The organism is Cryocola sp. 340MFSha3.1 (assembly GCF_000383315.1).
Classification (GTDB): Bacteria; Actinomycetota; Actinomycetes; order Actinomycetales; family Microbacteriaceae; genus Leifsonia.
On record NZ_KB911088.1, the window covers coordinates 732180 to 757654 of the forward strand.

At 68.7% G+C, this 25475-nt stretch carries 25 protein-coding genes and 1 tRNA gene; 17 read left to right on the plus strand and 9 right to left on the minus strand.

Going from position 1 to position 25475, the window contains the following annotated elements; all coding sequences use genetic code 11:
• Window positions 1-8: 8 nt before the first annotated feature.
• The 3 genes from H284_RS0114530 to H284_RS0114540 form a co-directional block, all read right to left on the minus strand.
• Window positions 9-407, minus strand: a complete 399-nt coding sequence (locus H284_RS0114530; RefSeq protein WP_231371299.1) for a type II toxin-antitoxin system VapC family toxin — start codon at window positions 405-407, stop codon at window positions 9-11.
• Window positions 408-418: 11 nt separating this feature from the next.
• Entirely contained in the window at window positions 419-697 is a 279-nt protein-coding gene (locus H284_RS0114535) for a FitA-like ribbon-helix-helix domain-containing protein (protein WP_018192116.1), read from the minus strand.
• A 144-nt stretch (window positions 698-841) separates the two neighbouring features.
• The gene (locus H284_RS0114540) at window positions 842-1816 is read right to left on the minus strand and encodes a pirin family protein (RefSeq protein WP_020076825.1); all 975 of its coding nucleotides are present in this window, start codon (window positions 1814-1816) and stop codon (window positions 842-844) included.
• A gap of 57 nt (window positions 1817-1873) precedes the next feature.
• Here H284_RS0114540 and H284_RS0114545 point away from each other — a divergent pair, with 57 nt between their 5' ends.
• From H284_RS0114545 to H284_RS0114560, 4 genes are all read left to right on the plus strand, one after another.
• Window positions 1874-2296, plus strand: coding sequence for a hypothetical protein (locus tag H284_RS0114545; RefSeq protein ID WP_020076826.1), 423 nt, complete (start codon window positions 1874-1876; stop codon window positions 2294-2296).
• 131 nt (window positions 2297-2427) lie between these two features.
• The gene (locus tag H284_RS0114550; RefSeq protein ID WP_018192113.1) at window positions 2428-4950 is read left to right on the plus strand and encodes an ATP-dependent Clp protease ATP-binding subunit; all 2523 of its coding nucleotides are present in this window, start codon (window positions 2428-2430) and stop codon (window positions 4948-4950) included.
• 106 nt (window positions 4951-5056) lie between these two features.
• Window positions 5057-5575: an amino-acid N-acetyltransferase gene (locus H284_RS0114555; protein WP_020076827.1), complete on the plus strand. Its 519-nt coding sequence runs from the start codon at window positions 5057-5059 to the stop codon at window positions 5573-5575.
• Window positions 5576-5671: 96 nt separating this feature from the next.
• Window positions 5672-6307 carry a hypothetical protein gene (locus H284_RS0114560; RefSeq protein ID WP_020076828.1) on the plus strand — a complete coding sequence of 212 codons (636 nt, stop codon included), beginning with the start codon at window positions 5672-5674 and terminating at the stop codon, window positions 6305-6307.
• Window positions 6308-6317: 10 nt separating this feature from the next.
• On the opposite strand, the gene H284_RS0114565 is transcribed toward H284_RS0114560, so the two are convergent.
• Window positions 6318-6668 (minus strand): YciI family protein, encoded by a 351-nt coding sequence (locus tag H284_RS0114565; protein ID WP_020076829.1) that lies wholly within the window; start codon window positions 6666-6668, stop codon window positions 6318-6320.
• A 70-nt stretch (window positions 6669-6738) separates the two neighbouring features.
• Window positions 6739-8103 (minus strand): DNA repair protein RadA, encoded by a 1365-nt coding sequence (gene radA / locus H284_RS0114570; protein ID WP_020076830.1) that lies wholly within the window; start codon window positions 8101-8103, stop codon window positions 6739-6741.
• A gap of 171 nt (window positions 8104-8274) precedes the next feature.
• Here radA and H284_RS0114575 point away from each other — a divergent pair, with 171 nt between their 5' ends.
• Window positions 8275-9201, plus strand: a complete 927-nt coding sequence (locus H284_RS0114575; protein ID WP_020076831.1) for an alpha/beta hydrolase — start codon at window positions 8275-8277, stop codon at window positions 9199-9201.
• 36 nt (window positions 9202-9237) lie between these two features.
• Here the strand turns inward: H284_RS0114575 and H284_RS0114580 are convergent, their stop codons facing one another.
• Window positions 9238-10029 (minus strand): SGNH/GDSL hydrolase family protein, encoded by a 792-nt coding sequence (locus H284_RS0114580; RefSeq protein ID WP_020076832.1) that lies wholly within the window; start codon window positions 10027-10029, stop codon window positions 9238-9240.
• A gap of 88 nt (window positions 10030-10117) precedes the next feature.
• Here H284_RS0114580 and H284_RS0114585 point away from each other — a divergent pair.
• A tRNA-Ser gene (locus H284_RS0114585) sits at window positions 10118-10207 on the plus strand.
• Window positions 10208-10264: 57 nt separating this feature from the next.
• Here the strand turns inward: H284_RS0114585 and H284_RS20780 are convergent.
• Window positions 10265-10735, minus strand: coding sequence for a hemerythrin domain-containing protein (locus H284_RS20780; protein WP_029042956.1), 471 nt, complete (start codon window positions 10733-10735; stop codon window positions 10265-10267).
• Between the two features lie 310 nt (window positions 10736-11045).
• On the opposite strand from H284_RS20780, the gene H284_RS0114595 reads away from it, so the two are divergent.
• Both H284_RS0114595 and H284_RS0114600 read left to right on the plus strand, forming a co-directional pair.
• Entirely contained in the window at window positions 11046-11444 is a 399-nt protein-coding gene (locus H284_RS0114595) for a hypothetical protein (protein ID WP_020076835.1), read from the plus strand.
• A 72-nt stretch (window positions 11445-11516) separates the two neighbouring features.
• Window positions 11517-11858, plus strand: coding sequence for a hypothetical protein (locus H284_RS0114600; protein ID WP_018192103.1), 342 nt, complete (start codon window positions 11517-11519; stop codon window positions 11856-11858).
• Window positions 11859-11882: 24 nt separating this feature from the next.
• On the opposite strand, the gene H284_RS0114605 is transcribed toward H284_RS0114600, so the two are convergent.
• Complete coding sequence (locus H284_RS0114605; protein ID WP_020076836.1) at window positions 11883-12104, minus strand: CsbD family protein; 222 nt, start codon at window positions 12102-12104, stop codon at window positions 11883-11885.
• Between the two features lie 81 nt (window positions 12105-12185).
• Here H284_RS0114605 and H284_RS0114610 point away from each other — a divergent pair, with 81 nt between their 5' ends.
• On the plus strand, window positions 12186-14849 hold the full coding sequence (locus tag H284_RS0114610; protein ID WP_020076837.1) for a hypothetical protein: 2664 nt from the start codon (window positions 12186-12188) through the stop codon (window positions 14847-14849).
• 1 nt (window position 14850) lies between these two features.
• Here H284_RS0114610 and H284_RS0114615 read toward each other — a convergent pair whose 3' ends face one another.
• Complete coding sequence (locus tag H284_RS0114615) at window positions 14851-16530, minus strand: PucR family transcriptional regulator (protein ID WP_020076838.1); 1680 nt, start codon at window positions 16528-16530, stop codon at window positions 14851-14853.
• 177 nt (window positions 16531-16707) lie between these two features.
• Here H284_RS0114615 and dnaK point away from each other — a divergent pair, with 177 nt between their 5' ends.
• Genes dnaK through H284_RS0114655 form a run of 8 tightly spaced genes read left to right on the plus strand, consistent with a single transcriptional unit; the run spans window position 16708 to window position 25450 of the window.
• Window positions 16708-18588: a molecular chaperone DnaK gene (gene dnaK / locus H284_RS0114620; RefSeq protein ID WP_020076839.1), complete on the plus strand. Its 1881-nt coding sequence runs from the start codon at window positions 16708-16710 to the stop codon at window positions 18586-18588.
• A 14-nt stretch (window positions 18589-18602) separates the two neighbouring features.
• Window positions 18603-19139, plus strand: a complete 537-nt coding sequence (locus H284_RS0114625; protein ID WP_020076840.1) for a nucleotide exchange factor GrpE — start codon at window positions 18603-18605, stop codon at window positions 19137-19139.
• Window positions 19140-19143: 4 nt separating this feature from the next.
• The gene (locus H284_RS0114630) at window positions 19144-20082 is read left to right on the plus strand and encodes a DnaJ C-terminal domain-containing protein (RefSeq protein WP_020076841.1); all 939 of its coding nucleotides are present in this window, start codon (window positions 19144-19146) and stop codon (window positions 20080-20082) included.
• The gene (locus H284_RS0114635) at window positions 20079-20396 is read left to right on the plus strand and encodes a chaperone modulator CbpM (RefSeq protein WP_020076842.1); all 318 of its coding nucleotides are present in this window, start codon (window positions 20079-20081) and stop codon (window positions 20394-20396) included. The genes H284_RS0114630 and H284_RS0114635 overlap by 4 nt, the downstream gene beginning before the upstream one ends.
• On the plus strand, window positions 20387-23038 hold the full coding sequence (clpB, locus tag H284_RS0114640) for an ATP-dependent chaperone ClpB (protein ID WP_020076843.1): 2652 nt from the start codon (window positions 20387-20389) through the stop codon (window positions 23036-23038). Before H284_RS0114635 ends, clpB begins: the two co-directional genes overlap by 10 nt.
• Window positions 23035-23526, plus strand: a complete 492-nt coding sequence (gene trxA / locus H284_RS0114645; protein ID WP_020076844.1) for a thioredoxin — start codon at window positions 23035-23037, stop codon at window positions 23524-23526. Before clpB ends, trxA begins: the two co-directional genes overlap by 4 nt.
• Window positions 23523-23789 (plus strand): UBP-type zinc finger domain-containing protein, encoded by a 267-nt coding sequence (locus tag H284_RS0114650; RefSeq protein WP_018192093.1) that lies wholly within the window; start codon window positions 23523-23525, stop codon window positions 23787-23789. Before trxA ends, H284_RS0114650 begins: the two co-directional genes overlap by 4 nt.
• Window positions 23783-25450: an FAD-dependent oxidoreductase gene (locus H284_RS0114655; protein ID WP_020076845.1), complete on the plus strand. Its 1668-nt coding sequence runs from the start codon at window positions 23783-23785 to the stop codon at window positions 25448-25450. Before H284_RS0114650 ends, H284_RS0114655 begins: the two co-directional genes overlap by 7 nt.
• Window positions 25451-25475 lie beyond the last annotated feature (25 nt).

Below are 25475 nucleotides of genomic sequence, written 5' to 3' on the forward strand. Positions count from 1 at the left end.
CGCGACGGTCAGGCCGGCTGAAGCTCACTCAATCGCCTGACCTCGCACCACCGCTCGGCCGCCGCGGCGAGGCGGTCGTCCGCCGTCACGAGGGGCAGCTCCATGAGACGGGCGAGCGCGACGTACATGGCGTCGTAGGCGCTCAGGTTCTCTCGCCAGCGCCAGGCGTCGGGCCAGAGCGGCTCGTGCTCCACACGCATGATCTCGAGTCGGTAGAACTCGAGGATCACCTGCTCGGCGAGCTGGGCGTCGTCCGGGTGCCGGAGGGCATGCTTGCGCATCGCGCTCACGAACTCCGGGTCGATCAGGTGGGGCGCCACCAGGATGCACTCGGCCAGCTCGTCGTTCTCTTCGAACGCAGCGAGTCCCTCGCGCGAGAGCAGTTCGACGAGAGCGCTGCAGTCCATCACCGCCGCGATCATCGGCTTCCCCGGTCGTCGCGGATGCCCTGGACGATCTCCTCCGTGGTGATATTCAACGGTCGTCGACCGCTGGCGCTCGGAGGCTGACGCTGCGCCAGCACACGCTGCTCGACCGTCACCTCCGCCCAACGCTCCTCGATACGCAGCCTCTCGGCGATGCGGGTGAGTTGTCTGCGGAGGTACTCCGAGTAGGACAGCCCTTTCGCTGCTGCTGCCGCCTTCAGGCGATCGTTGACGGCCGGATCCAGATCTCGCACTTGCACGGTGACTCCCATGGGTTCAGTTTAGGGTGGGGTGCATGCAGATGCAATCAATTTGCATGCAGTGAGACCATCCTGACGTGCCAGAGGGCGGGAGGGGCCGAGGGAGCTCGAAATGTGGAGGAGTGCCGCGGTCGCGGAGATGTGGACGGATATGAGTCAGCCGCGCGGCCGCAGGCGGACCGTCGGTAATTCCGGCGCAGGCAACGGGGTTCCGTCGTAGCCCTCGACGGTCCCGAAACGTCCCTGCGGATCGGCTCCGGCGATGACCTCGCCCTGCCACTGCGCCCGGTAGGCGACCGCGTCCTCATGGCTCCGGCCGATGAAGTTCCACCACATCACGATCTGCTCGCCCAGCGGCTCTCCGCCGAGGAGCACGATCCGGGCGTCTGCTCCCGAGCTCACCGAAAGGCTCGTGCGACCGGGATTCAGGTAGGCCAGATGAGAGACCGGAACAGGTGTGCCGTCGATGGTGACGTCGCCCGCATCGACGAGCACGCCGTGCTCGAATCCCTCCTCGAGGGGGACCTCGATCGTGGTGTCGGCCGGCATGACGATCTCGGCGCCGACCAGCGGGGAGAACACCGTTGCGGACGTGCCGCTTCCGGCGAGCGATCCGACGAAGGTCCGCACGGAGGCCGGGCCGATGCTGCCCGCCACGGGAGTGTGGTGCTCGAAGAACGGTTCGACATCGCGCGAGGCGTTCGGCAGGGCCACCCAGAGCTGGACGCCGTGCAGTCGCCGCGTCCCCGGCGTGGACACCTCCGAATGGCTGATCCCGCGACCTGCGGTCATCAGATTGAGCTCTCCCGGTCGGACGAGAGCGTGACTGCCCACGCTGTCGCGATGGTCGATCTCGCCCTCGAAGAGCCAACTGACCGTCTGCAGTCCCGTGTGCGGATGCGGCGGGACGCGCATCCCGCCGGTCGCCGAGACATCGTCGGGACCGTAGTGGTCGATGAAGCACCAGCCGCCGATCAGCGAACGGCGACGCTGCGGGAGGGTCCGGCGGACGGTCATCGCGCGCGGGCCGCCGAGCGGAACATCCCGCGGTTCGAGGATCTCCACGCCGGCATCCGTGAGCACGGCCGACGTCGCGACGAGCTCGGCCGGATCGCGCTCCAAGTTGCTCATAGCGGCATCCTAGGCGTCGGGCATGACGGCCGGAGCCCGGGTTCCTAGAATGGTCACGTGCTCCGGACCACGACCAGACTCCTCCCCGCCGTCGCGGCGATCCTGGTGGTCGCCGTGCTCGCCGGATGCAGCACAGCGCCGGGCAAACCAGTCGACGATTACGCGGGCGAGCCGAAGGGGGTCGAAGCGCCGGCGAGCAGCGCGGGCGGAGCATCCTGGGCCGCCTGGCTCGACGGCGGCGAGCGGTTCGCGATCGTCCTCTACGGGAGCTCGACCTGCCCACCGAAGGTCGCCACCGTGTCCGCCACCGCGAACGACTCGATCACCGCCACCCTCGCGCCCGCCCCCGGCGGGGTCTGCACCCACGACTTCGTGCCCCACACCACGGTCTTCACCACGCCCGACCGCATTGCGAAAAGCGGCGAGGTGAGTGTCGTCCTGCCCGACTCGACGCTCACGCTGCCCGCCGATCGGGGCTGATCCGCCGCAATCCGCTCGGTCGCCGACGGCACGTCACGCCCACGGCGAACAGGGCCACGGGACAGGGCGAGCGGTGGTTACTCTCTTTGTATCGACGCCGAACCTGCAACGGCGTCGTACGAGGAGTAGACATGTTCGAGAGATTCACCGACCGCGCCCGCCGTGTCGTCGTCTTGGCCCAGGAAGAGGCCAAGATGCTGAACCACAATTACATCGGGACGGAGCACATCCTGCTCGGCCTGATCCACGAGGGTGAGGGCGTCGCCGCCAAGGCGCTCGAGTCGCTCGGCATCTCGCTGGACGCAGTCCGCGAGCAGGTCCAGGACATCATCGGCCAGGGCCAGCAGCAGCCGACCGGGCACATCCCGTTCACGCCGCGCGCCAAGAAGGTGCTGGAGCTCAGCCTCCGCGAGGCGCTGCAGCTCGGCCACAACTACATCGGCACGGAGCACATCCTGCTCGGCCTGATCCGCGAGGGAGAGGGCGTCGCCGCCCAGGTCCTCGTGAAGCTCGGCGCCGACCTCAACCGAGTGCGTCAGCAGGTCATCCAGCTCCTCTCCGGCTACCAGGGCAAGGAGCAGGTCCAGGTCGGGGGCAACGATCAGAACACCGCGCAGGCCGGTAGCCAGATCCTCGACCAGTTCGGCCGCAACCTCACGCAGGCCGCGCGCGACAACAAGCTCGACCCGGTGATCGGGCGCGAGAAGGAGATCGAGCGCGTGATGCAGATCCTGTCGCGCCGCTCGAAGAACAACCCGGTGCTGATCGGTGAGCCCGGCGTCGGCAAGACCGCCGTCGTCGAGGGTCTCGCGCAGGCCATCGTCCGCGGCGACGTGCCGGAGACGCTGAAGGACAAGCAGCTCTACACGCTCGACCTCGGCTCGCTCATCGCCGGTTCCCGCTACCGCGGTGACTTCGAGGAGCGCCTGAAGAAGGTCACGAAGGAGATCCGCACCCGCGGCGACATCATCACCTTCATCGACGAGATCCACACCCTCGTCGGCGCAGGTGCCGCGGAGGGCGCGATCGACGCCGCCAGCATCCTCAAGCCGCTGCTGGCCCGCGGTGAGCTGCAGACCATCGGTGCGACCACACTCGACGAGTACCGCAAGCACTTCGAGAAGGATGCCGCGCTCGAGCGCCGCTTCCAGCCCATCCAGGTGGCCGAGCCGTCGCTGCCCCACGCGATCAACATCCTGAAGGGTCTGCGCGACCGCTACGAGGCGCACCACAAGGTGTCCATCACCGACGGCGCGATCGTGGCCGCGGCGAACCTCGCCGACCGCTACATCCAGGACCGCTTCCTCCCGGACAAGGCCATCGACCTGATCGACGAGGCAGGCGCCCGCCTGCGTCTGTCGATCCTGTCGGCTCCGCCGGAGCTGCGCGAGTTCGACGACAAGATCGCCGCCGTCCGCTCCCAGAAGGAGGGCGCGATCGAGGACCAGGACTTCGAGAAGGCCGCCAGCCTCCGCGACGAGGAGAAGAACCTCCTCGGCGAGCGGCTGCGCCTCGAGAAGCAGTGGCGTTCGGGCGAGGTCAAGACCACGGCCGAGGTCGACGAGGGCCTCATCGCCGAGGTGCTGGCCCAGGCGACCGGCATCCCGGTGTTCAAGCTCACCGAGGAGGAGTCGGCCCGGCTCGTCTACATGGAGAAGGCGCTGCACGAGCGCGTCATCGGCCAGGAGGAGGCCATCGCGGCCCTTTCGAAGACGATCCGCCGCACCCGCGCCGGCCTCAAGGACCCGAAGCGTCCGTCCGGCTCGTTCATCTTCGCCGGTCCCACCGGTGTCGGTAAGACCGAGCTGGCCAAGGCGCTCGCCGAGTTCCTGTTCGACGACGAGTCGGCCATGATCTCCCTCGACATGTCGGAGTACGGCGAGAAGCACACCGTCTCCCGTCTGTTCGGTGCCCCTCCCGGGTTCGTCGGATTTGAGGAGGGCGGACAGCTCACCGAGAAGGTCCGCCGCAAGCCGTTCAGCGTCGTGCTGTTCGACGAGATCGAGAAGGCGCACCCCGACATCTTCAACTCGCTGCTCCAGATTCTGGAGGAGGGACGTCTGACAGATGGTCAGGGACGCGTGGTCGACTTCAAGAACACCGTCATCATCATGACCACGAACCTCGGCACGAAGGACATCTCCGGCGGCCCCGTCGGGTTCCAGATCGAGGGCGACCCGCAGACCGGCTACGACCGGATGCGCGGGAAGGTCTACGAGGAGCTGAAGAAGAACTTCAAGCCCGAGTTCCTCAACCGTGTCGACGAGATCATCGTCTTCCCGCAGCTGGACAAGAGCGAGCTCCTGCAGATCGTCGACCTGTTCATCAAGCGGCTGTCGACCCGTCTGCTCGACCGCGACATGACCATCGAACTGACCGTCCCGGCGAAGGAGCGGCTGATCGAGGTCGGGTTCGACCCGACGCTCGGCGCCCGTCCGCTCCGCCGCGCGGTGCAGCACGAGATCGAGGACCGGCTGAGCGAGCGGATCCTGCACGGCGAGCTGAACGCGGGCGACCACGTCCACGTCGACTTCGCCGACGGGGAGTTCGTCTTCACGACGACCGCCCGTAAGGAGCCCATCGGGGCCGGCATCAACGCCACCGCCGCGATCGGCACCGGCCCGGCGACCCCGGACCTCGCAGCGAACGAGTGATCGTGGTCGCGACTGCGTGACCCGCGGCAAGGGCCGGCCTCTTCGGAGGCCGGCCCTTGTGGCGTCTCTGCCCGTGTGACATCTCGGGGCTCGGTAGGGTGGAACGGTGAGCGGTGAGAACGGTCCAGGTTTCAGCATCCGGCGGGCGCGGACGGGCGACGTCAAGCGCATCCAGCAACTGGTGGAACCGCTGGTGCAGCGACGCATCCTGCTCGGCAAGGAGACCGTCACGTTCTACGAGTCGGTGCAGGAGTTCCGGGTGGCGGAGGACGCCGACGGCCGCCTGATCGGCTGTGGTGCACTGCACGTGATGTGGAGCGACCTCGGGGAGGTGCGCACTCTCGCGGTCGCCGACGAGTGGCTCGGCCGCGGCGTCGGCAGGGCGCTGCTCAGGCGGCTGGAGTCGGATGCGCGCGAGCTGGGCCTCGACCGGCTGTTCTGCCTGACGTTCGAGGTCGACTTCTTCGGGCGCAACGGGTTCGAGGACATGGGGGAGTCGACGGTCGACCCGCAGCTGTACGCCGAGTTGGTGCGCTCCAACGACGAGGGCGTCGCCGAGTTCCTGGACCTGGCGCGGGTGAAGCCGAACACCCTCGGCAACACGCGGATGCTGAAGCGGCTCTGAGCCGCCGCATTCGGCTTCGCTGGGGCTCGCTGAACGCTCACGGAACCTCGGGCGCGCCTGCCGGTCGCCCCGTCGGGCGCTGGCTATAGTGCCGGCATGTCGACGTTCAAGAACCCGGTCGGCCCCCAGCCCAGCGGCGTCTACTGGCGCCGCAGGCTCATCGTCCTCCTCGGCGTGATCGCCGTCGTCGTCATCATCGTCCTGATCGTCGTGCGCCCGGGCGCGTCCAACGGGGAGCCCGCGGACAAGAAGCCGGCGCCGGGGAGCACCGGGACTCCGGCCGCGGTGGCGACGAGCATCCCGACCTCCAGTGCGACGGCCGACGGCCAGCCGTGCAAGCCGGGCGACGTGAAGGTGGAGGCCGTGACCGACAAGGACGTCTATGCCGCGGGCGAGCTCCCGCAGTTGTCGGTCGCGCTGACCAACACAGGTTCGAAGGCGTGCACGATCGACGCCGGCACGGCGCAGCAGGTGTTCACGATCACCAGCGGCTCGGAGGTGTACTGGAAGTCGACGGACTGCCAGACCGACAAGGTGGATGCCGAGGTGCTGCTGGAGCCGGCGAAGACGATCTCATCGAAGGCACCGATCACCTGGGATCGCACGCGTTCTGACCCGTCGACCTGTCAGGCGAACCGCGAGCAGGTGCCTGCCGGCGGAGCCTCGTACCACCTGGAGACGACCGTCTCGGGCGTCAAGAGCTCGGAGACCAAGCAGTTCATCCTGCAGTAGGTCGGGGCGTTCAGTCGGTGGAGTCGGCCCCGCGCACGTAGGAGCCTTCGATCTCGCGCACTTCGACGCCTGATCCGTGTCGCGTGGCCGGGTTGCGGCGGGCGATGGCGAGTGCGGCGTCGAGGTCGTGAGCGTCGATGATGCCGATGCCGGCGATCAGTTCCTTGCTCTCAGTGTAGGGACCGTCGGTGATGCCGTCGCCTCGGACGGCGCGTGCCGCCGTGTGCGGGGCGAGGGCGTAGGCAGCCTTGAGAGCACCGGACTGGATGAGGTCGGCGGAGTGGGCGTCGTGCTCGGCGAGTTCGGCGGCGTCGTGCTCGGCGGTCGGGTCGGAGTAGATGAGGATGGCGTACTGCGGCATGGTCGTTCCTTCCGTATGACGGATGTCGTCACCAGGACGTCGTTCGGCGGCGCGTGTTTTCGACCGGCGTTCAGAACGCCGCGTCGAGTTCGCGCTCCCGATCGGTGCTGGCGGCCATGAACGCGAGGCGGAGCGCCTCGCGGACGGTGGCGCTGCGGTCGTCCACACGCGTCGTGAAGCCGAGGCGTGCGGCCTCGGCCGTACGCTGTTTGCCGCTCACGACCGGTCGGATCTCGCCGGCCAGGCTGATCTCGCCGAAGGCTGCGAGCGTGTGGGGGATCGCGCGTTCGGTCGCCGCCGAGGCGATGGCGAGCGCGATGGCCAGGTCGGCGCCCGGCTCGGTCAGGCGGACCCCTCCGACCGTGGACACGTAGACGTCTTTGTCGCCCAGCCGGATGCCGGCGCGGCGCTCGAGGACGGCCAGGAGCATGGCGACGCGGGACGCATCCACCCCATTGGTGACCCGGCGCGGGTTGGGCGCCGTGGTGCCGACGACGAGCGCCTGGACCTCGACGGGGAGCGGTCTGCGCCCTTCCATCGCGACGGTGACGCAGGTGCCGGAGACCGGGGTCGTGTTCCGGCTGAGGAAGAGGCCGCTGGGATCGGTGACCTCTGCGATGCCGTCGCCGGCCATCTCGAAGCAGCCGACCTCGTCGGTGGGCCCGAACCGGTTCTTGAGCGCGCGGATGAAGCGGAGCGCCGTCTGACGGTCGCCCTCGAACTGGCAGACCACATCTACCAGGTGCTCGAGCAGGCGCGGACCGGCGATCGAGCCGTCTTTCGTCACGTGACCGACGATGAGGATGGGGAGATCTCGCTCTTTCGCGATGCGGATCAGCGCGCTGGCGACCTCGCGCACCTGGCTGGGCCCACCCGCGATGCCTTCGGCCGAGCTGCTCGACACGGTCTGGACCGAGTCGACGATGACGAGTGTGGGGTCGACGGCGTCGATCTGCGCCACGATCGTGGACAGATCGGTCTCGGACGCGAGGTAGAGCTCATCGTGGACGGCCCCGGTGCGCTCGGCGCGCATCCGCACCTGGCTCACCGACTCCTCGGCGCTGACGTACAGCACACGGTTGCGGGCTCGTGCGGCGCGGGAGGCGACCTCGAGCAGCAGGGTGGACTTGCCGACGCCGGGCTCGCCGCTGAGCAGGATGGCCGCCCCGGGGACGATGCCGCCGCCGAGCACGCGATCGAACTCCCCGATACCGCTCGGCCGGCGGTTCGCGCCGTCGACGGGCGCGATGTCGGTGATCGCCCGCGCTTCGCGGCCGGCGGCGATGGTCACGGGCTTCACGGCGCGGAGTACCCCGGTCGCCTGGGCCGTCTCGGCCACCGTGCCCCACGCCTGGCACTCCGGGCAGCGGCCCACCCACTTGGCTGTGGTCCACCCGCAGTCGGAGCAGCGGTAGTTGACAGACGCCTTCGGCACGGCACCTCCTCGATCGGGGTCAACACTACGGTGAGCCACCGTCATCGGAGGGAGGATCGCGGAGGCCGTGGACAAGTCGGAGGTCGGGGCGGGTGTGAGCACATCCGTCGATGCGAGCCGACCGTCCACTGCCCCTTCTGCGTGTCGGTGCTCGCGTGCACAATGGGCCGCATGGCTGATCGTACGTTCTCCCTCCGCTCCGGCCGCGTGCTCGGGCTGACCGGCTTCGGCGACTCCGACGCCGAGCGGCTCGTGATCTTCTGCCACCCCGCTCCGGGGTCGTCGGTGTTCGATCCGGATCCGGACGCGTCGGCCGAGCGCCGCGCGCACATCGTCGCGCTCGACAGGCCCGGTTACGGCTCCAGCGATCCGTGGCCGTTCGGGAGCTGGCCCAGCATCGTCCAGGCCGCCGACGACATCGCCGAGTACGTGCGCTCCGTCGTCGTCGCCGAGTCGGTGATCGGCGTCACCCGCCCGCGCACGGTCGGCGTGGTGGGCTGGTCGGCCGGCGGGCGGGTCGCGCTCGCGTTCGCGGCGCGTCATCCCCAGCTCGTCGACCGGGTCGCGATCGTCGGGACGCCCGCTCCGAATGAAGCAGTTCCCTGGATCGACCCGAAGCTGCAGCAGATGTCCGACCAGCTCGCCACACTCACGCCCGACGAGGCGATGAGCCGCCTGTCCGCCATGCTCCAGCCTCAGGCCGACGCCGTCGCAACGGCCGCCGAGCCGGCGGAGGTGCCGCTGGACGCGCTCGGCATCGGCGCCGTGGACGAGCAGGCGCTGGCGCGCCCGGGAGTCCGCGACCGACTGGGCCGGATGCTGATCGACGCGTACCGCCAGGGTCCGCGCGGCGTCGCCGGCGACATCCTGAGCTACACCGCCCGTCCCTGGGGCTTCGACCTCGCGGACGTCGCCGCGAAGACGCTCGTGATCGCCGGCCAGGCCGATGCGCTGACCGGACACGCGCATGCGGCCTGGTACCAGCGGTCGCTGCCGGATGCGCGGATGGAGATGGTGCCGGGAGCGGGGCATCTGGCCATCGTCCCGACATGGGGACGCATCCTCTCGCACGTCGCCCCTGCACACGTGACGCACTGAGCTGCGGCGTGCCGGGCGTCGGCGGCGTGCCGGGGGTCAGGCGCTGAGGGCTTCCTGCTGCTCGGTCTCGCCGTGGCGCGGGTACAGCTCGCGGGCGCGGGCGGTGACCGCCGGGAGGAACGCGGACGCCCACACGCGGTAGCCGTGGTCGTTGGGATGGAAGAGGTCTTCGGCGAACTGGGTGAACGCTCCACGCAACCCCTGCCGCCGCATGGTCGCGTGGAGAGGGACCACCGTGAGTCCGCGGGCGGAGGCCTCCTCACGGAGGATGCGGTTGCCCTCGGCGACAAGCCGCTCGTTCCAGGGCAGGTAGAAGTAGGGCAGGTCGGCCACGATCGCGTGCGGCGGCAGCGCGGCGAACACTGCGCGCATCCCCTCGCGGAACTGATCCGGATCGAATGCCGCGATGTCGTTGGCGCCGATCGACACCGTGACGATGTCGGGCTCGAGGCTCGCGAAACGCGGCAGCTGGTCGGCAACGGCCAGGGCGACCGTCGCGCCGGAGACCGAGAGATTGACGATCCGCACGGACCGACCCGTGACGGCACGCAGGTGGTCGGCGATCACACCGACGTAGCTGTTCTTCGGTGCGGAGGCGCCGATCCCCTGGGCGGCACTGTCGCCGATGGCCACGTAGAGCAGCTCGCCCGGGTCTTTCGCGGCATCCCGCCACCACTTCGAGTGGATGGGCAGCATCTCGTTGAGCCGCACCCGCCCCTCGGCGACGGCGGCACGCTTCGCCTGGACGCGCTGCCACCCCACGGCGGTGAGAACGGCCCCGGCCACAAGTCCGGCCGCGGCCGCGAGGATGCGGCGGAGAGCTTTCATGGACGGAACAGTACCCCGGACCGCCGACCCCGCGATGCCCACTCCGCCCGATTGGAGACGACCGCGGGAATCGCGTACGATAGTCCGCGGTACCGTGTCCGAGCGGCCGAAGGTGCAACTCTCGAAAAGTTGTGTGGGTGAAAGCCCACCGTGGGTTCAAATCCCACCGGTACCGCCATAGAAAACCCCCGCGATCCCGGTGTTTACAAGGGATCCGGGGGTTTTCTCGTGCCGGTCATAATGGGCCGAGCACGTCGGTCACCGCGGCGTCCAGTTCGAGGCGTTCGAGGACCGTGAGGAGTTGCTGTTCCTCGTAACGGAAGTGGCTTTCCATGATCGCGGTGATGCCACCAAGGTGGCGGTCAAGCTCATCGGTGGAGGCCGCGCCATCGAGCGCTGCCCGTAGCTCTGTGAGGAGATGCGAGATCATCGAGTGGTCCTGTTCGAGCGCGCGAAGCACGGGAGCCAGATCCGGGTGGGCTTCCTCGATCGCCGGGAAGAGGGCCCGGTCTTCGCCTCGGTGGTGGCCGTCGAGCGCAGCGCAGAACCCGTGGCAGTACAGGAGCAGGTCGCGGCCGACGTGCTGCACGTCGCCGCCACTTCTGAGTGCCTCCTGCGTGACGCGCACGGCGTCGCGGAGGCGTCGGTGAACGCGTCGTAGTTGGCTGCTCCAGACGATGAGCCTGGTCGTCTCGCGGTCAGTCACGCGAGAGGGAAAGGAGTGATGAAATCATCGACAGTCCTTGGGTCCGACGCCTCCATGCCTGGCACAGACTGCCACCGGCACGCGACGCTACAACGATTGTAGGGGGGGCGCCGGGAGTGCCCGGGATGACGAAGCCTAACCGCCGCGTTGTCGACAGCGACCCTCGGGACGGGCAGAAGCAGCTGCGAGGGTGCCTGCCCGTCCTCGCAGGTGAAGTCGCGGCACGTCTTTGGGCCGGACAGGACGTAGTTCCTCCTCAGGGCGCCGCATAGCGTGCAGCGATATCAACCGACGCAACGAAGGAGTCATCATGCCCACAGAGACGGACGAAGAGGACAGGACACCCGCGCAAGACGACTTCGTCCTTGCGATCGAGGGGGGCCCGCTCGCCGAAGTCGACATCGTCGCGACGGACGACGGACCGCACGTCGACATCTCGATCAATGCGGTCTCCGTCGACCCGGACACAGGGGCGGCTGTGCCCGTGGCCATCACCCTGAACGGGGACGACTCCGCCTACGTCGTCACGGTGGCCGACGAGGAGTTCGTCGTGCCGCTGGAGGAGACGAGTGAAGAGTCGAGCCACCGGAAGGCGCCGGCCATCCGTTCGCTGCGCAGGCTTCAACAGCTGGCACAACGCGTGGAGGACGAGACCACGGGCATGGCCAAGCGACTGGCGGAGAAGTTCAAGCGGGGGCGCGACGCGTGAGATGAGGGCGTCCCGCCGGCGTCTGAGGGACTACCTCTGGTCGCGAGCAACCGACGCGCGTACCGTCAAGCCATGACGAACCTCATCGAGAGATTGGCTGACTACGTGCCCTCCTGGGGCGCGCGGCTCGCGTACGGCGAGAAGACCACGCTCGACGGACACGACATCCTCCCCGTCGCGATCGTCGTCTTCGGATTCGGAGGCGGGGAGGGGTCTGGTGACGATCCGAACAGCGCCATGCGAGGCGAGGGAAGCGGCGGCGGTGGAGGCGGCTACGCGATACCGATCGGCGCCTACATCGGCGGGCCCCACGGGCCGACGTTCCGCCCGAATCCGGTCGCGCTGGTGATCGCCTCGGCTCCGCTGGTGTCAGCGGCCGGGCTGGCGCTGGCGCGGCTGCTGCGGTCCAGCTGATCCGGGCGGGATCGAATCACCGCCCTAGAGCGTGTCCGCGTCGTCCCGACGATCGTCGTCCGACTTCTCGACGCTGTCCTTCAGGTGGGCTTTCACGTCGGCGACCGTGTCCTTCACGCTCCCCTCCGCCTGCTCCATCTTGCCTTTCACCACGCGAGACTCGTCGTCGGTGACCTTGCCGATGACCTCGTCGACCTTGCCCTTCAGCTTGTCGCCCTTCGCGTCGACCTTGTCGTCGATGCCCATGATGTCCTCCTCGTCGATCCGTTCTGCTCTGTGATTGCCGGTCACCGTACGCGGATTCGGGCGAGTGAGTAGTGTCGCGTCATGTCCGAAAAGCATCGCGCTCCGCCGGCACCCGCCGAGGTCAGGCGGCGCGAGGTCATCATCTCGGTGGGTGGCGTCCTGGTCGCTGCCGTGCTCATCGGCGTCGCGCACTATGCCGGTGACCCGTTGTGGGTTCGCCAGCACCTTCGCCCCACGGCGGGATCGGATGTGGCGATCTGGCAGGTGCAGACGACGTTCCTGTCGGTCGGATTCGCGGGGCTGGCGATCGCGGCGCAACTCTTCGCGGAGGCTCCCCTTGCGATCGGGGCGTCTCGAGGACGAGTTCTGGCGTATATCGGGGCGGGATGGTTCGTCGGCGTGGGCCTGGCGGCGAACATCGTCATGGCGCTCGAGGCCATTTGGCTGCCCAGCGCGACAGGCGTTGTGGTCGCGTTCGCGTGGTTCGTCGCCACCGCCGTCCTGCTTCTGGTGTCGACGTCGAGGCTCACCCGGCTCTTCGGCCAGCCTTCCCGGCTCGATGAGGTGGTGCGGTCGTCGCTGGTCGAGACGCTCTCCGATCGCCTCGACCTGATGGCGCACCGGTATGCGGGCGCGACGAAGGGGCTGGACGAACTCCTGTCACCGGATTCGATCGTGCGCACATCTCCAGAATCTGTCTCGACGCTCGAGGTGCCGGTGCCCGACGCCGGGCGCGTTGTCAAAGGCATCAGAGCCAAGGTCGTCCGGCAGGCGATCGCGTCGCTCGGCATCCCGGCCCGTCACCGCCGATCGGACGTTCGCAGTAATGCTGAGGAGTACGTCCCGCCCCGAATCGTGCTCGACGTCTACCCGGGGGAGCGCACGCGGCTCGGGGACACGGCGTTCCGGGTGATCACCGCATCGCCCGTCGAGGCGGCAACAGCGGGTCGGATCGTCCGACTGCTGCAGTCGAGCATCGAGCTGGAGCCACCGGGCGCGGTCACACCGTATGAGGAGACCGAACACGAGATCGCCACGCTGAAGGACGCGATCGGGACCAACCTGCGCTCTGGGGCGCTGGCCACAGCAGAGCGCGCCCTGGACGTTCTCGGACATGTGGTTCGAGGAGTGTGGGTGGCGCAATCCGATCACATCGAGCTGTCTCGAAAGGAATCGTCGATCCGGGGAAGTGGGCTCAGCAGGAGTCTGCGAGAGGTCGAACAGGACGTCGTGCTGTCGCCGCAGGTGGCCCATGTCCTCATAGACGCGGCGACGGTTCGGGCTCTGGAAGCGCCGGCCACGGGATCGTCCGAGTACGTCGACGAATGCCTCCGCAGTTTCACGAGGCAGTGGTCCGACATCCTCCGCCAAGGTGGACCGGAATTCGACGGGATGCCGCGTCGCATCGTCACCCGCATCCGCGACCTCGCGGTGAAGTCCCCTGCGGCGGACGAGCCCGATCTCCTGCGGTCGCACGGGGTCTGGGCGATGGTCGAGCTGGTCAAGCTCGCGCTCGACGCCGAGCGGCCGGAGGACGCCACGGTCGCGGCGGATGAGCTCCGGCGACTGTTCGCGGTGGATGAGGAGGGCTCCGCCCGCACCGAGGTCCGGGCGGGGCTCCTCGTCCTATCTGCGTGGCTCCGGTACCTCGCCGACACGAAGGACCACCGCTATCCGGCCGACCCCGGTCTCGAGACGACATTGCTTCCCGACGGCTCCTGGCGCGATATCTTCGCGGCGCGAGATGTGATCGACAGGGGCACGCCCTTCAGCCGATGGGACAGCTGGGAGACCGAGAGCAGGGTGACGGGTTCCACGGAGGTTTCGCGACTGCCTGGCTTCCTCGATCGCGCTCAGCTGTCGGCGCTCCTCGGCGCGTCCGGAGCCCTGCCGGACGCAGCGGACGACGAGACGGCTTCCGAGTACGAGCGTCTGCTCCGCTTGATCCCGGACGCCACTCACGCGACCGGGGCGGAGGAAGGCCACCTCAAACAGAGGCTCGAGGAGGAGATCGGCGAATGGGATGCGGGGGAGCCTGAGCGCCTCGCTCGCCAACCGTTGTCGTCGGCGCGGATCGAGGCGCTCGCCGTGGGCCTCCGCCGGGTCCTCGACGAACGGGAGCGCCTCTTGGACGCCCTCTCCGATCGGCCGGAGGCGCAGGGAGCTGCCGACGAGTCCGAGCAGATCCTCGGTATGAACTTCCGCGTCGCCCGTCACTATTTCGTCGATGCCGGCGTCTCCCACAGCGTCGACGACATCGAATCGCTGGCAAGGATGATCGCCAGTGCATTCACGGAAGCGGAAGATCGGCAACTCGTCACCGCGCTCGCGGCGGCGGAGGGCACCCGGCTCGATCCCTCAGCGTCCTCGCTGCCCGCGGTGGTGGAGATCCTTCGAGCAGAGGCCGAGCATTTCGTCCTGCTCACCGCCCATGACGGACTCGGAGAAGCGGTTCGCGGATATCCGGCGGCCTTCACGGAGGAGCTGGATCGCGTCCGCCTCATCGAGACAGGCGCCATCGAGGAGGGGGCGATCCTCTTCGATCGGCGGACGACGCTTCGCTGCCACCGCGGGCCCGAGCAGAGAGACGGGCTTTCGCCTGTAGAGGGGACGTCGCTGGCGCTCGGCGTGCACGACGACGTTCGCGACCTCGACGGGTCCCAGGTCCGCGTGGAGCTCGGTGAGCGTTTCTCGGTATGGCCCGGGGAGGCTCCGCGCGTCTTCCGTCTCGAGCGCGGTCGCTGAGTCAGCGGAGGTTGTCGCGCAGTGCCGTCCGTGCGCGGATGGCGATGTGCAGATTCAGCCGGGATTCGGGGTCGTTGATATCACGGCCGCTCACTTGGCGGATCCGGCTGAGGCGATAGCGGAGCGTGCTCCGGTGGATGATGAGGGCCGACGAGGCCCGATCGTAGTTGCCACCGGAGTCGAGGTAGACGGCGAGGGTGCGGACGAGGTCGGAGTGATGCTGCCGATCGTGCGTGATGAGGGGTCCGAGCCATTCGTCGACGTAGCGCTCCAGCCTGGCCCCGTCGTCCGAGGTGTCGAGAATGCGGAGCAGACCGAGGTCATCGTGATTGGAGAGGCCGAGCGGTTGCCGCGATTCCGTCCGGATGCGCATGGCGCGAGCCGCCTCGGCGAACGAGCGAGGGAGGTCGTGAGCGGCGCACCGTCCGCCGATGCCGATCGTGCCCCGCACGCTGGTGAGGGCGGCGGAGACCCTCTCGTAGAGACTCGAGAGGTCGTGGCCGTCTGCGACCACTGCGAGCGTCGCCTCCGGCCGCCGTGAGATCAGGGCGGGCGCGTGCATGGAGGCGAGCGCGTAGCGGACCGCGGCGCTGACCTCGACCCCGTTGGGCGTGGGAGTCTCCCAGGCGACAAGCACCACCCGCTGGAAGCCGCCGAGGTCGTAGTGGAGCGCTTCGGCTCGCGCGAGGGCGTCCCCGACCCTGGCGCCGGCGACGAGGTCGTCCGCCAGGTCCCGGCCGAGCCCCAGCTCGACCTCGGCGAGGTTCCGGCGATGAGCGAGTTCGACCGCGATGGTCGCACTCGCGTACTCGACGGCGAATCGGTCGTCGTCGCTCCGGCTGTTCTCCGGGTCGTAGATGCCCATGAAACCGAGGGTCTCCCCGCGCGAGCGGATCGGCGTCGATCGCCAGCCGGTGTCCGAGCGCCCGCCTGCTGAGAGATTTCCGGCGCTCACGAACATCGCGGAGGAGTCAGACGAGTCGGTGATGTCGGCGAGCGCCAGTTCGTTGCCGAATGAGTCCTGCAAGACGGTCGATCGCTGCGTGATGTCGCTCACCGTCTCGACGATCTGCGCCTCGCCCTTCCCCGACCCCGCGGCCGAGACGATCGCGTCGCGGATCTGCTGCTGTGCGTTCAACTGGACGATCGTGGCGGCCATCGTGCGGTTGAAGGCCACTTGCGCCTTGCCGAGCCGGCGCAGCTCGCGGGCCTGGCGGCGCTCACGGGCGATCAGCTCCGCCGCCGCCAACGCGGCTCCGGTCGGCTCCGCCAACGCGAGGAGGAGGAACATCTCCGCACTCGACGGCTCCGCCGTCGCCTGGAGCACGAAGGCTCCCTTCACCTTCCCTGTCCCGCGGAAGAAGAGCGCATAGCGCCACGCGTCATCGTCCGCGGGAGTGAGAACGCCGTTGACTCCTGCTCGCGCCTCCACGAGCAGGTCGAGCCGGCGGTCCTCCTTGCCCGAGTATCGGACGAGATGCCCCTGCGGCGCGACGAACACCGCGGGAACGGTGCACCCGGCGATGCCCCTCGCCGATGCCTCGGCGAGGCGAAGCGTCTCGCGAGTGGACGGATGCTCGAACATCCGGGAGCCCGTCCTGAAGATGTCGTACAGCCCGGGCCGCACCTCGGGGTCGGGATCGAGGTGTGCGAGGTGGTCCGGATCGTTGGATGCGTTCATGGTGTGAACTCCGCGGCCCTAACGGTACCCTCATCGGTTCGACCCGGCAGTGCAGTCGCCCGGGTTTCTTTCGCCCTCGCGGGCCGAAGAGAACGGGCACCCGGCGGCCCATACTCGCGATCGGGTGCGGCGTGCGCGGGCGCGTGACCCGCCGGCACCACGAACAAGGAGCGTTCCATGGCCAAAGCAGTCGGCATCGACCTCGGCACCACCAACTCGGTGATCGCGGTATGGGAGGGAGGCGAGGCGAAAGTCATCCCGAACGCGGAAGGAGCCCGTACGACTCCGTCTGTCGTCGCGTTCACCGACACCGGTGAGCGACTCGTCGGGCAGCTCGCCCGGCGGCAGGCGATCCTGAACCCCAAAGGCACGATCTCCTCGGCCAAACGCTTCATCGGGCGCTCCTTCGACGAGATCCAAGAAGAAGCCAAAGCGGTCGGATTCGACATCGCGGCCGGTCCGAACGGCGAAGCCAGGTTCAACGTGCGGGGCAAACTGTATGCGCCGGAGGAGATCAGCGCGCTCGTCCTGCGCAAGCTGGCCGACGATGCCGGGAAGTTCCTCGGCGAGAAGGTGACGGAGGCTGTCATCACGGTCCCGGCGTACTTCAACGATGCCCAGCGCACGGCGACGAAGGATGCCGGGCGCATCGCCGGTCTGGATGTGCTCCGCATCATCAACGAGCCGACGGCGGCGGCGCTCGCGTACGGGCTGGATAAGAAGGAGCACGAGACCGTTCTGGTCTTCGACCTCGGCGGCGGCACCTTCGACGTGAGCCTGCTCGATGTCGGGGACGGCGTCGTGGAGGTGCGGTCGACGGCGGGTGACACGCACCTCGGCGGAGACGACTTCGACCGCCGCATCGTCGACTACCTCGCGGACGAGTTCCAGAAGGAGAACGGCATCGATCTCCGGCAGGACCCCCAGGCGCTCCAGCGACTGTTCGAGGCGGCCGAGAAGGCGAAGGTCGAACTCAGCACGGTGAGCCAGACACAGGTCAGCCTGCCGTTCATCACGGCGGACGCCGCAGGTCCGAAGCATCTGACGACCACGCTCAAGCGCGCCACGTTCGACAACATCACCGCCGATCTGGTCGAGCGCTGCCTCGGCCCCGTGCGTCAGGCGATGGAGGACGCGAAGGTCACCGAGAACGACATCGACGAAGTCATCCTCGTCGGCGGTTCGACGAGGATTCCCGCGGTGCAGAACCTGGTCAAGCGGCTCACCGGGGGCAAGGACCCCAACATGACCGTGAACCCGGACGAGGTCGTCGCCATCGGCGCGGCCATCCAGGCGGGAGTCTTGAAGGGGGAGGTCAGCGACGTCCTCCTGCTCGACGTGACGCCGCTCTCGCTCGGGGTCGAAACGCGTGGTGGGGTGATGACGACGATCATCGAACGCAACACCACGATCCCCGCCCGCCGGAGCGAGGTGTTCTCCACCGCCCAAGACGACCAGGACTCGGTCGAGATCGTGGTGCTCCAGGGCGAGCGCGAGCGCGCAGCGGACAACCGCGTCCTCGGTCGGTTCCAGCTCACCGGCATCCGGCCCGCTCCCCGCGGCGAGCCCCAGATCGAGGTCACGTTCGACATCGATGCGAACGGCATCCTCAACGTCACCGCCCGTGACAAGGACACTGGAGCGGAGCAGGGCATCACGATCAGCGGCACCACGACGCTCGACCAGGCCGAGATCGAGCGGATGGTCCGCGAAGCTGAGGAGCACCGTGCGGAGGATCAGCAGTTGCGCGAAGACATTGACGCCCGGAATGAGTTGGATGCTGCCGCATACCGGGTCGAACGGGCCCTCGCGGAGCACGGCGAGGCGGTTCCGGCGCACGAGCGGTCGCGCGCCGAGATGCTGATCGGGCAGGCGAGGGACGCCGTCGGGCGCGAGGTCCGCGCGTCCGAAGCGCGAGAGTTGACGAGCGAACTGCAGCAGATGGACGCCGCCCTGTCCGTCGCCCGACCGCCCCAGGGAACGTCCTCGTCCGGCGGCGCAGCCGAAACCGACGACAGCGACGACGACGTCGTCGACGCCGACTTCGATCGGAACTGAAGGGCCCCGCGGAGATGGAGACCTCGGATGCGCGCAGCGCAGAGGGCGACGCGGAATTCGCGGCTGCCGGCCGGCCCGACGAGGCGGACAGTCCGCCCCTGGAGCCCAAGGACGAACGGGATGCTCGCCTCGCGGAGCTCGACGATCGGTGGCGCCGCGCGGCCGCGGATCTGGACAACACCCGTAAGCGAGCCGCCCGCGAACTCGCCGTGGCCCGCGACGCCGAGCGCGCTCGCGCCGCGTCCGTCTTCCTCCCCGTCGTGGACGGGCTGTCGGATGCGGTCAGCTACGCGAAGCAGGTGAGCGATCCGCTCGCCGAAGGCATCGAGTCGATCCGCGAACAGGCGGTCGTCGCCCTCGAGCGTCTCGGCTACCCGCGCATCGATGCGGTCGACGTGCCGTTCGACCCGCGCATCCACGAGGTCGTGTCGGTCATCGACAGCGAAGACCTCCCGCCGCGGACAGTGGTGGCCGTCACCCGACTCGGATTCGGCGCTCCCGAACGACTGCTGCGGCCCGCCGGCGTGGTCGTCACCGCAGCGCGGGAGTGACGCCGTGGCCGACGACTACTACCAGCTCCTCGGCGTCCCGCGATCGGCCGACGCCAAGGAGATCCAGCGGGCCTACCGCAAGCTGGCGCGAACGTACCATCCGGACGTCAACAAGCAGCCGGGCGCCGAGGACAGGTTCAAGCAGATCAGCGAGGCGTATCACGTGCTCAGCGACCCCGAGTCGCGAGCGCAGTACGACCGGTTCGGGCCGGACTTCCGCCACTACGCGGGGGCGGAGCGCGAGTACGCCTCGCAGGGCGCCGGTGGTGCACGCGGCGGAGGCCGCACCAGGGCCCGGCCGGGGGCATCGGGGTTCAGCTGGTCGAGCGCGCAGGCGGGAGCCGGCCCGGGTGGCGCGTCAGTGGACTGGGACGACCTGTTCGGCGACGTCTTCGGGTCGATGCGCGGGATGGACTCCGAGGCCGAGCTCGAACTGAGCGTCGACGAGGCCTTCCGCGGCGGCCCGCGGACGATCATCCTGTCCGGGCCGGACGGCGATCGCCAGACGTTCGAGATCCAGATCCCGCCGGGCACCCTCGACGGGCAGCGCATCCGGGTCTCCGGTGGAGGACGTGCCGGAAGGCAGGACGGCGGGGCCGGAGACCTGGTCATCACGGTGAGGGTCAGATCCGACAAGCGCCTCCGCCTCGACGGCAAGAACATCGAGATGGACCTGCCGATCTCCCCCTGGGAGGCCGCGCTCGGGGCCAACGTCTCCACCCGCGCCCCGGGGGGCCCCATCACCGTCCGTGTTCCGGCCGGTTCGTCGAGCGGCCGACGGCTGCGGCTGAAGGGCCAAGGCATGCCTCAGCCCGGAGGGAAGCCGGGCGACCTGTTCGCGAGGGTCAAGATCATGGTGCCGCCACGGCTCAACGACCGCGAACGCGAACTGTTCGAGCAGTTGAAGCGCGAATCCTCCTTCGATCCGAGGTCGTCATCATGAGTTCCCCGTTCCTTCCGGTGATCCCACCCCGTCTGGACCTCGGGATGGTTGCGATCGCCGCCGGCGTCCATCCCGACCTGGTGAGGCGGTTCTACGAACTCGGGCTGGTCCCCGCCCGAGCCGACGGGTCGGGTCGGCTGTGGTTCGCGCCCGACGCGCCGGAACAGGTACGACGCGTCGTCCGGCTGCACGCCGACCTGTCGCTCAACTACGCCGCCATCGCCCTCGTCGTCGACCTCCTCGGTCGGATCGACGTGCTCGAGGGACGGCGATCGGTGATCCGCTCCGGAAAGGAGACTCCGCCATGGAGATGAACAAGCTCACCCAGAAGTCGCAGGAGGCCCTGCAGGAGGCGCAGAGCATCGCGAGCCGCAACGGGCAGACGGAGACCGAGAACGAGCATCTCCTGCTCGCGCTGCTCACGCAGGAAGGCGGTCTGATCCCACGCCTGCTCGAAGCAGCCGGTGTCGACCTGAGCGTCCTCCTCACCGAGGTGCAGCGTTCGATCGAGCGCAAGCCCAGCACCACCGGCCCCGGTGCGACGCCCGGCCAGGTGTTCCTCTCCAAGTCCCTCGCGTCGACCCTCGACCGGGCGGAACGGGAGGCCAACCGGTTGAAGGACTCCTACGTCTCGGTCGAGCATCTGCTGCTGGCGCTCGCCGATGACCCCAGCGGCAGTGCGGCCGCACGCCTGCTGCAGAGCAATGGCGTGACCCGGGAGAGCTTCCTCAGCGCGCTGACCGCCGTTCGCGGCAACCAGCACGTGAATTCTGCCACTCCCGAGCAGACCTACGAAGCGCTGGAGAAGTACGGGCGCGACCTGGTGGCCGACGCGCGCGCCGGCCGGCTCGACCCGGTCATCGGACGGGACACCGAGATCCGCCGGGTCATCCAGATCCTGTCGCGCAAATCGAAGAACAACCCGGTACTGATCGGCGAGCCGGGCGTCGGCAAGACGGCGATCGTGGAGGGACTGGCTCAGCGGATCGTCAACACCGACGTCCCAGAAGGACTCCGCGACAAGACGGTCTTCCAGCTCGACCTCGCGGCGCTCGTCGCCGGCGCGAAATACCGCGGTGAGTTCGAAGAGCGGATGAAAGCCGTCCTGGCCGAGGTCGTGGCCGCCGAGGGGCGCATCCTCCTGTTCATCGACGAGCTGCACACCCTCGTCGGTGCCGGAGCCACCGAAGGCGCGATGGACGCGGGAAACATGCTGAAGCCCATGCTCGCCCGCGGCGAGCTCCACCTCATCGGCGCGACCACCCTGGACGAGTACCGGCAGCACATCGAGAAGGATGCCGCTCTCGAAAGACGGTTCCAGACCGTTCTGGTCGATGAGCCGAGTGTCGAAGACGCCATCTCGATTCTCCGCGGGCTGCGTGAACGCCTCGAGGTCTTCCACGGAGTGCGGATCCAGGACAACGCGCTCGTCGCCGCAGCGACCCTCTCGCACCGGTACATCACCGACCGGTTCCTGCCCGACAAGGCCATCGACCTCGTCGACGAGGCCTGCGCCCGGCTGCGAACGGAGATCGACTCGATGCCGGCCGACCTCGATGAGCTCACTCGGCGTGTGACCCGGCTCGAGATCGAGGAGGCCGCGCTGGAGAAGGAGAAGGACACGCCCAGCCGGATCCGCCTGGATGAGCTGCGACGCGAACTCGCCGACCTGCAGGCGGAGGCGAACGCAAAGCGTGCCCAGTGGGAGGCGGAGCGTCAGGCCATCCGCAAGGTGCAGGAGCTTCGCAGCGAACTGGAACAGATGCGCCGTGAGGCCGAAGACGCCGAGCGCCGGTACGACCTGAACCGTGCGGCCGAGCTGCGCTACGGCCGGCTCGCCGAACTCGAGCGGCAGCTCTCCGCCGAAGAGCAGCGGCTTCAGGCGAAGCAGGGCCGGCAGCGGCTGCTGCGCGAAGTGGTGACCGAGGAGGAGATCGCCGAGATCGTCGCCGCCTGGACGGGCATCCCCGTCGCGCGACTCCAGGAAGGGGAGCGCGCGAAAGTGCTGAAGCTCGACGAGGTGCTCCATGAGCGTGTCGTCGGCCAGGAGGAGGCCGTGAGACTGGTCTCGGACGCCATCATCCGCGCACGGTCCGGCATCCGCGACCCCCGGCGTCCCATCGGCTCGTTCATCTTCCTGGGGCCTACCGGCGTCGGCAAGACGGAACTCGCTAAAGCGCTGGCCAGCTCTCTGTTCGACAGTGAGTCCGCCATGATCCGGCTCGATATGAGCGAGTACCAGGAGCGGCACACGGTCAGCAGGCTGGTGGGCGCCCCTCCGGGATATGTCGGCTATGACGAGGGCGGCCAGCTCACGGAAGCCGTGCGTCGCCGGCCGTATTGCGTCGTCCTCTTCGACGAGATCGAGAAGGCGCATCCGGATGTGTTCAACACCTTGCTGCAGGTGCTCGACGACGGGCGCATCACCGACAGCCAGGGCCGGACGGTGGATTTCCGCAACACCATCGTGATCATGACCTCCAACATCGGGGCCGAGCACCTGCTGACGGGCTCCCGGGACAGCGAGGGCGGCATCCCCCAGGACGTCAAAGACCTGGTGCTCGCCGAGTTGCGCGGCCGCTTCCGGCCGGAGTTCCTCAACCGGGTCGACGACATCGTCATCTTCGCGCCGCTCGGCCTGGACCAGATCGAGTCGATCGTCGATCTGCTGATGGGCGACCTGTCGCGCCGGCTGGCGGAACGCCAGATCACGCTCGAGGTCACGCCGGAGGCGCGACGGCTGATCGCGGAGCGCGGCTACGATCCGCTGTACGGCGCCAGACCGCTGCGCCGATACATCTCGCACGACATCGAGACGCGCTTGGGGCGCGCACTGCTCTCGGGTGCGGTCCAGGACGGCTCGACGGTGCGTATCGACGTCCGTGACGGTGACATCGTCGTCGACGCTGTCGGGTCGTCGACGGAGTCCGAAGCGGAAGCCGAGGCTGCGGTATGACCACCGCCGACGCGACCAGAGTCATCCGCTGCCCGAACTGCGGGCGCAAGAACCGCGTCCCCGCCGTCGCGAGCGGGAGCTCTCGGTGCGGGAACTGCCACAAGCCGCTCCCGTGGATCGCCGATGCCCTCGACGACACGTTCGCAGGCGTCGCCGAAGACGCCGACCTGCCGGTGATCGTCGACATGTGGGCGACGTGGTGCGGCCCCTGCCGGATGGTCAGTCCGGTGCTCGAGGAGCTCGCCGCCGAACGGGCAGGCGAGGTGAAGCTCGTCAAGGTGGATGTCGACCGGGCGCCACGTCTGTCGTCGCGCTTCTCGGTGCAGGCCGTGCCGACCCTCATGATCCTGGATCACGGGGAGGTCATCGCCCGGCAGGCCGGGGCGGCACCTGTCGCCGTCCTCCGCCGGTGGTTCGACGATGCGATGACGCAGCGCCGCCGGGCACGGAAGAGTGCCCGCGCCGGCGAGGGAGGAGGTGAGCCATGAGCGATCGCCGGGATCCCCACATCGCCTACATCCGTCCTGTGGCTCCGCGAACACCGGGAGCGTGCGAGGACTGCCTGGCGCTGGGCACGCCCTGGGTGCACCTCCGGCTGTGCCTGACGTGCGGCAAGGTCGGCTGCTGCGACTCCTCGCCGATGAGGCATGCGCGCGCTCACGCGCTGCACGACACGCATCCGATCGTCCGCTCGCTCGAACCGGGCGAGAGCTGGCGATGGTGCTACTTCGACGAGGACTACGTGTGGTGAGCGGCCCTCATCCCGACGTGTCGGAGGAGGAGACCCCGGACGCTTTCGGAGCGTACCCCCGGCTCACCGGGCCGCAACTGCAGGCGCTGAGCGAGCATGGCGTGAGAGAGCATGTCTCGGCGGGGCAGGTGCTCGCGCGGGCGGGTGAGCCGCCCGGCTCGTTCTTCGCTGTGGTCGAGGGGCGGGTCATCGTCGACGATGTGGCCCTGGACGGGGAGGATGTGCGGGCCGAGGTCCACGGACCGGGGCGCTTCGTCGGCGACATCGGGCTGCTGGAGGGGCAGCCCTCGTTCGCCACGATCACCGCACTCGAGGACGGCACGGTGCTCGCCGTGCCGATTCCGGCGCTGGAGCGGATCGTCACCAGCGACCCTGTGCTCGGCGACCTCATTCTCCGCGCGTACCTCATCCGGCGGTCGATGGCGATCGGGTCCGGCGCGGGGCTTCGCATCGTCGGTTCGCGTTTCTCGCCGGAGACGCGTCGGTTGCTCGACTTCGCCGCTCTCAACCGGATACCGCATCGTCTGGTCGACCTGGACGCCGACCAGACGGCGGAGATCATCGTGCAGAGGCTTCGCCTCGACATCGCGGATCTGCCCGTCGTCATCGTCGCCGGCTCGCGGATCCTGCGCAACCCGTCCATCGTGGAGGTCTCGAAGGCGCTCGGCATCGGAAGCACCCGACCCCGGCCGACCTGCGACCTGCTCATCGTGGGCGCCGGGCCGGCGGGTCTGGCCGCGGCGGTGTACGCCGCCTCGGACGGGCTGTCGGTCGTTCTCTCCGATGCCATCGCCACGGGCGGGCAGGCCGCTCGATCCGCGCGGATCGAGAACTATCTCGGATTCCCCGCGGGGATCTCGGGGGCGGAACTCGCCGAGCTCGCTCGTCTTCAGGCGGTGAAATTCGGAGCGACCGTCTTTGCGCCGGCCGACGCACGGGGCCTCGACTCCGCCGGCGGCGCGCTCACGATCCGGTTCTCCGACGGGACGACGATCTCCCCTCGCGCCGTCGTCGTCTCGTCCGGGATGGAGTATCGCCGTCTGGGGGCGAAGAACCTGGATCGCTTCGAATACACGAGCGTCTACTATGCGGCGACGATCAATGAGGCGCGCGAATGCGGAACCGATCCGGTCGTCGTGGTGGGCGGCGGCAACTCGGCCGGGCAGGCGGCCGTCTTCCTCGCTCGAAGCGCCTCTCGCGTCCACCTCGTCGTGCGCGGAGCGGACCTCCGCCACGACATGTCACGGTACCTGGTCGTCCAGGTCGAGGATCACCCGAGGATCACCGTGCACCTGCAATCCGAAGTCGTGGAAGCCGCCGGAGGGAACCGTCTCGAATCCGTCACCGTGGAGAACAGGCGGTCCGGCGCACGCGAAGAACTGGCCACGACGCACCTGTTCGTCTTCATCGGGGCGATCCCCGCCACCGCGTGGCTCGGTCCCGACATCGACCGCGATGAGCGCGGGTTCCTCCTCACCGGAGCGCGGTCGGGTGCCATCGATTCTCGGACTCAGCGCTTCGAGACCTCGGTGCCGGGCGTCTTCGCCGTGGGCGACGTGCGCAGCGGCTCGGTCAAGCGGATGTCCGCGGCGGTCGGCGAAGGCGCGAGCGTCGTGAAGATGGTGCACGACTACCTCGCAACGGGAGGCTCGCGGCACTGACGCTGCCGAGGTTCCAGGGGCCGCG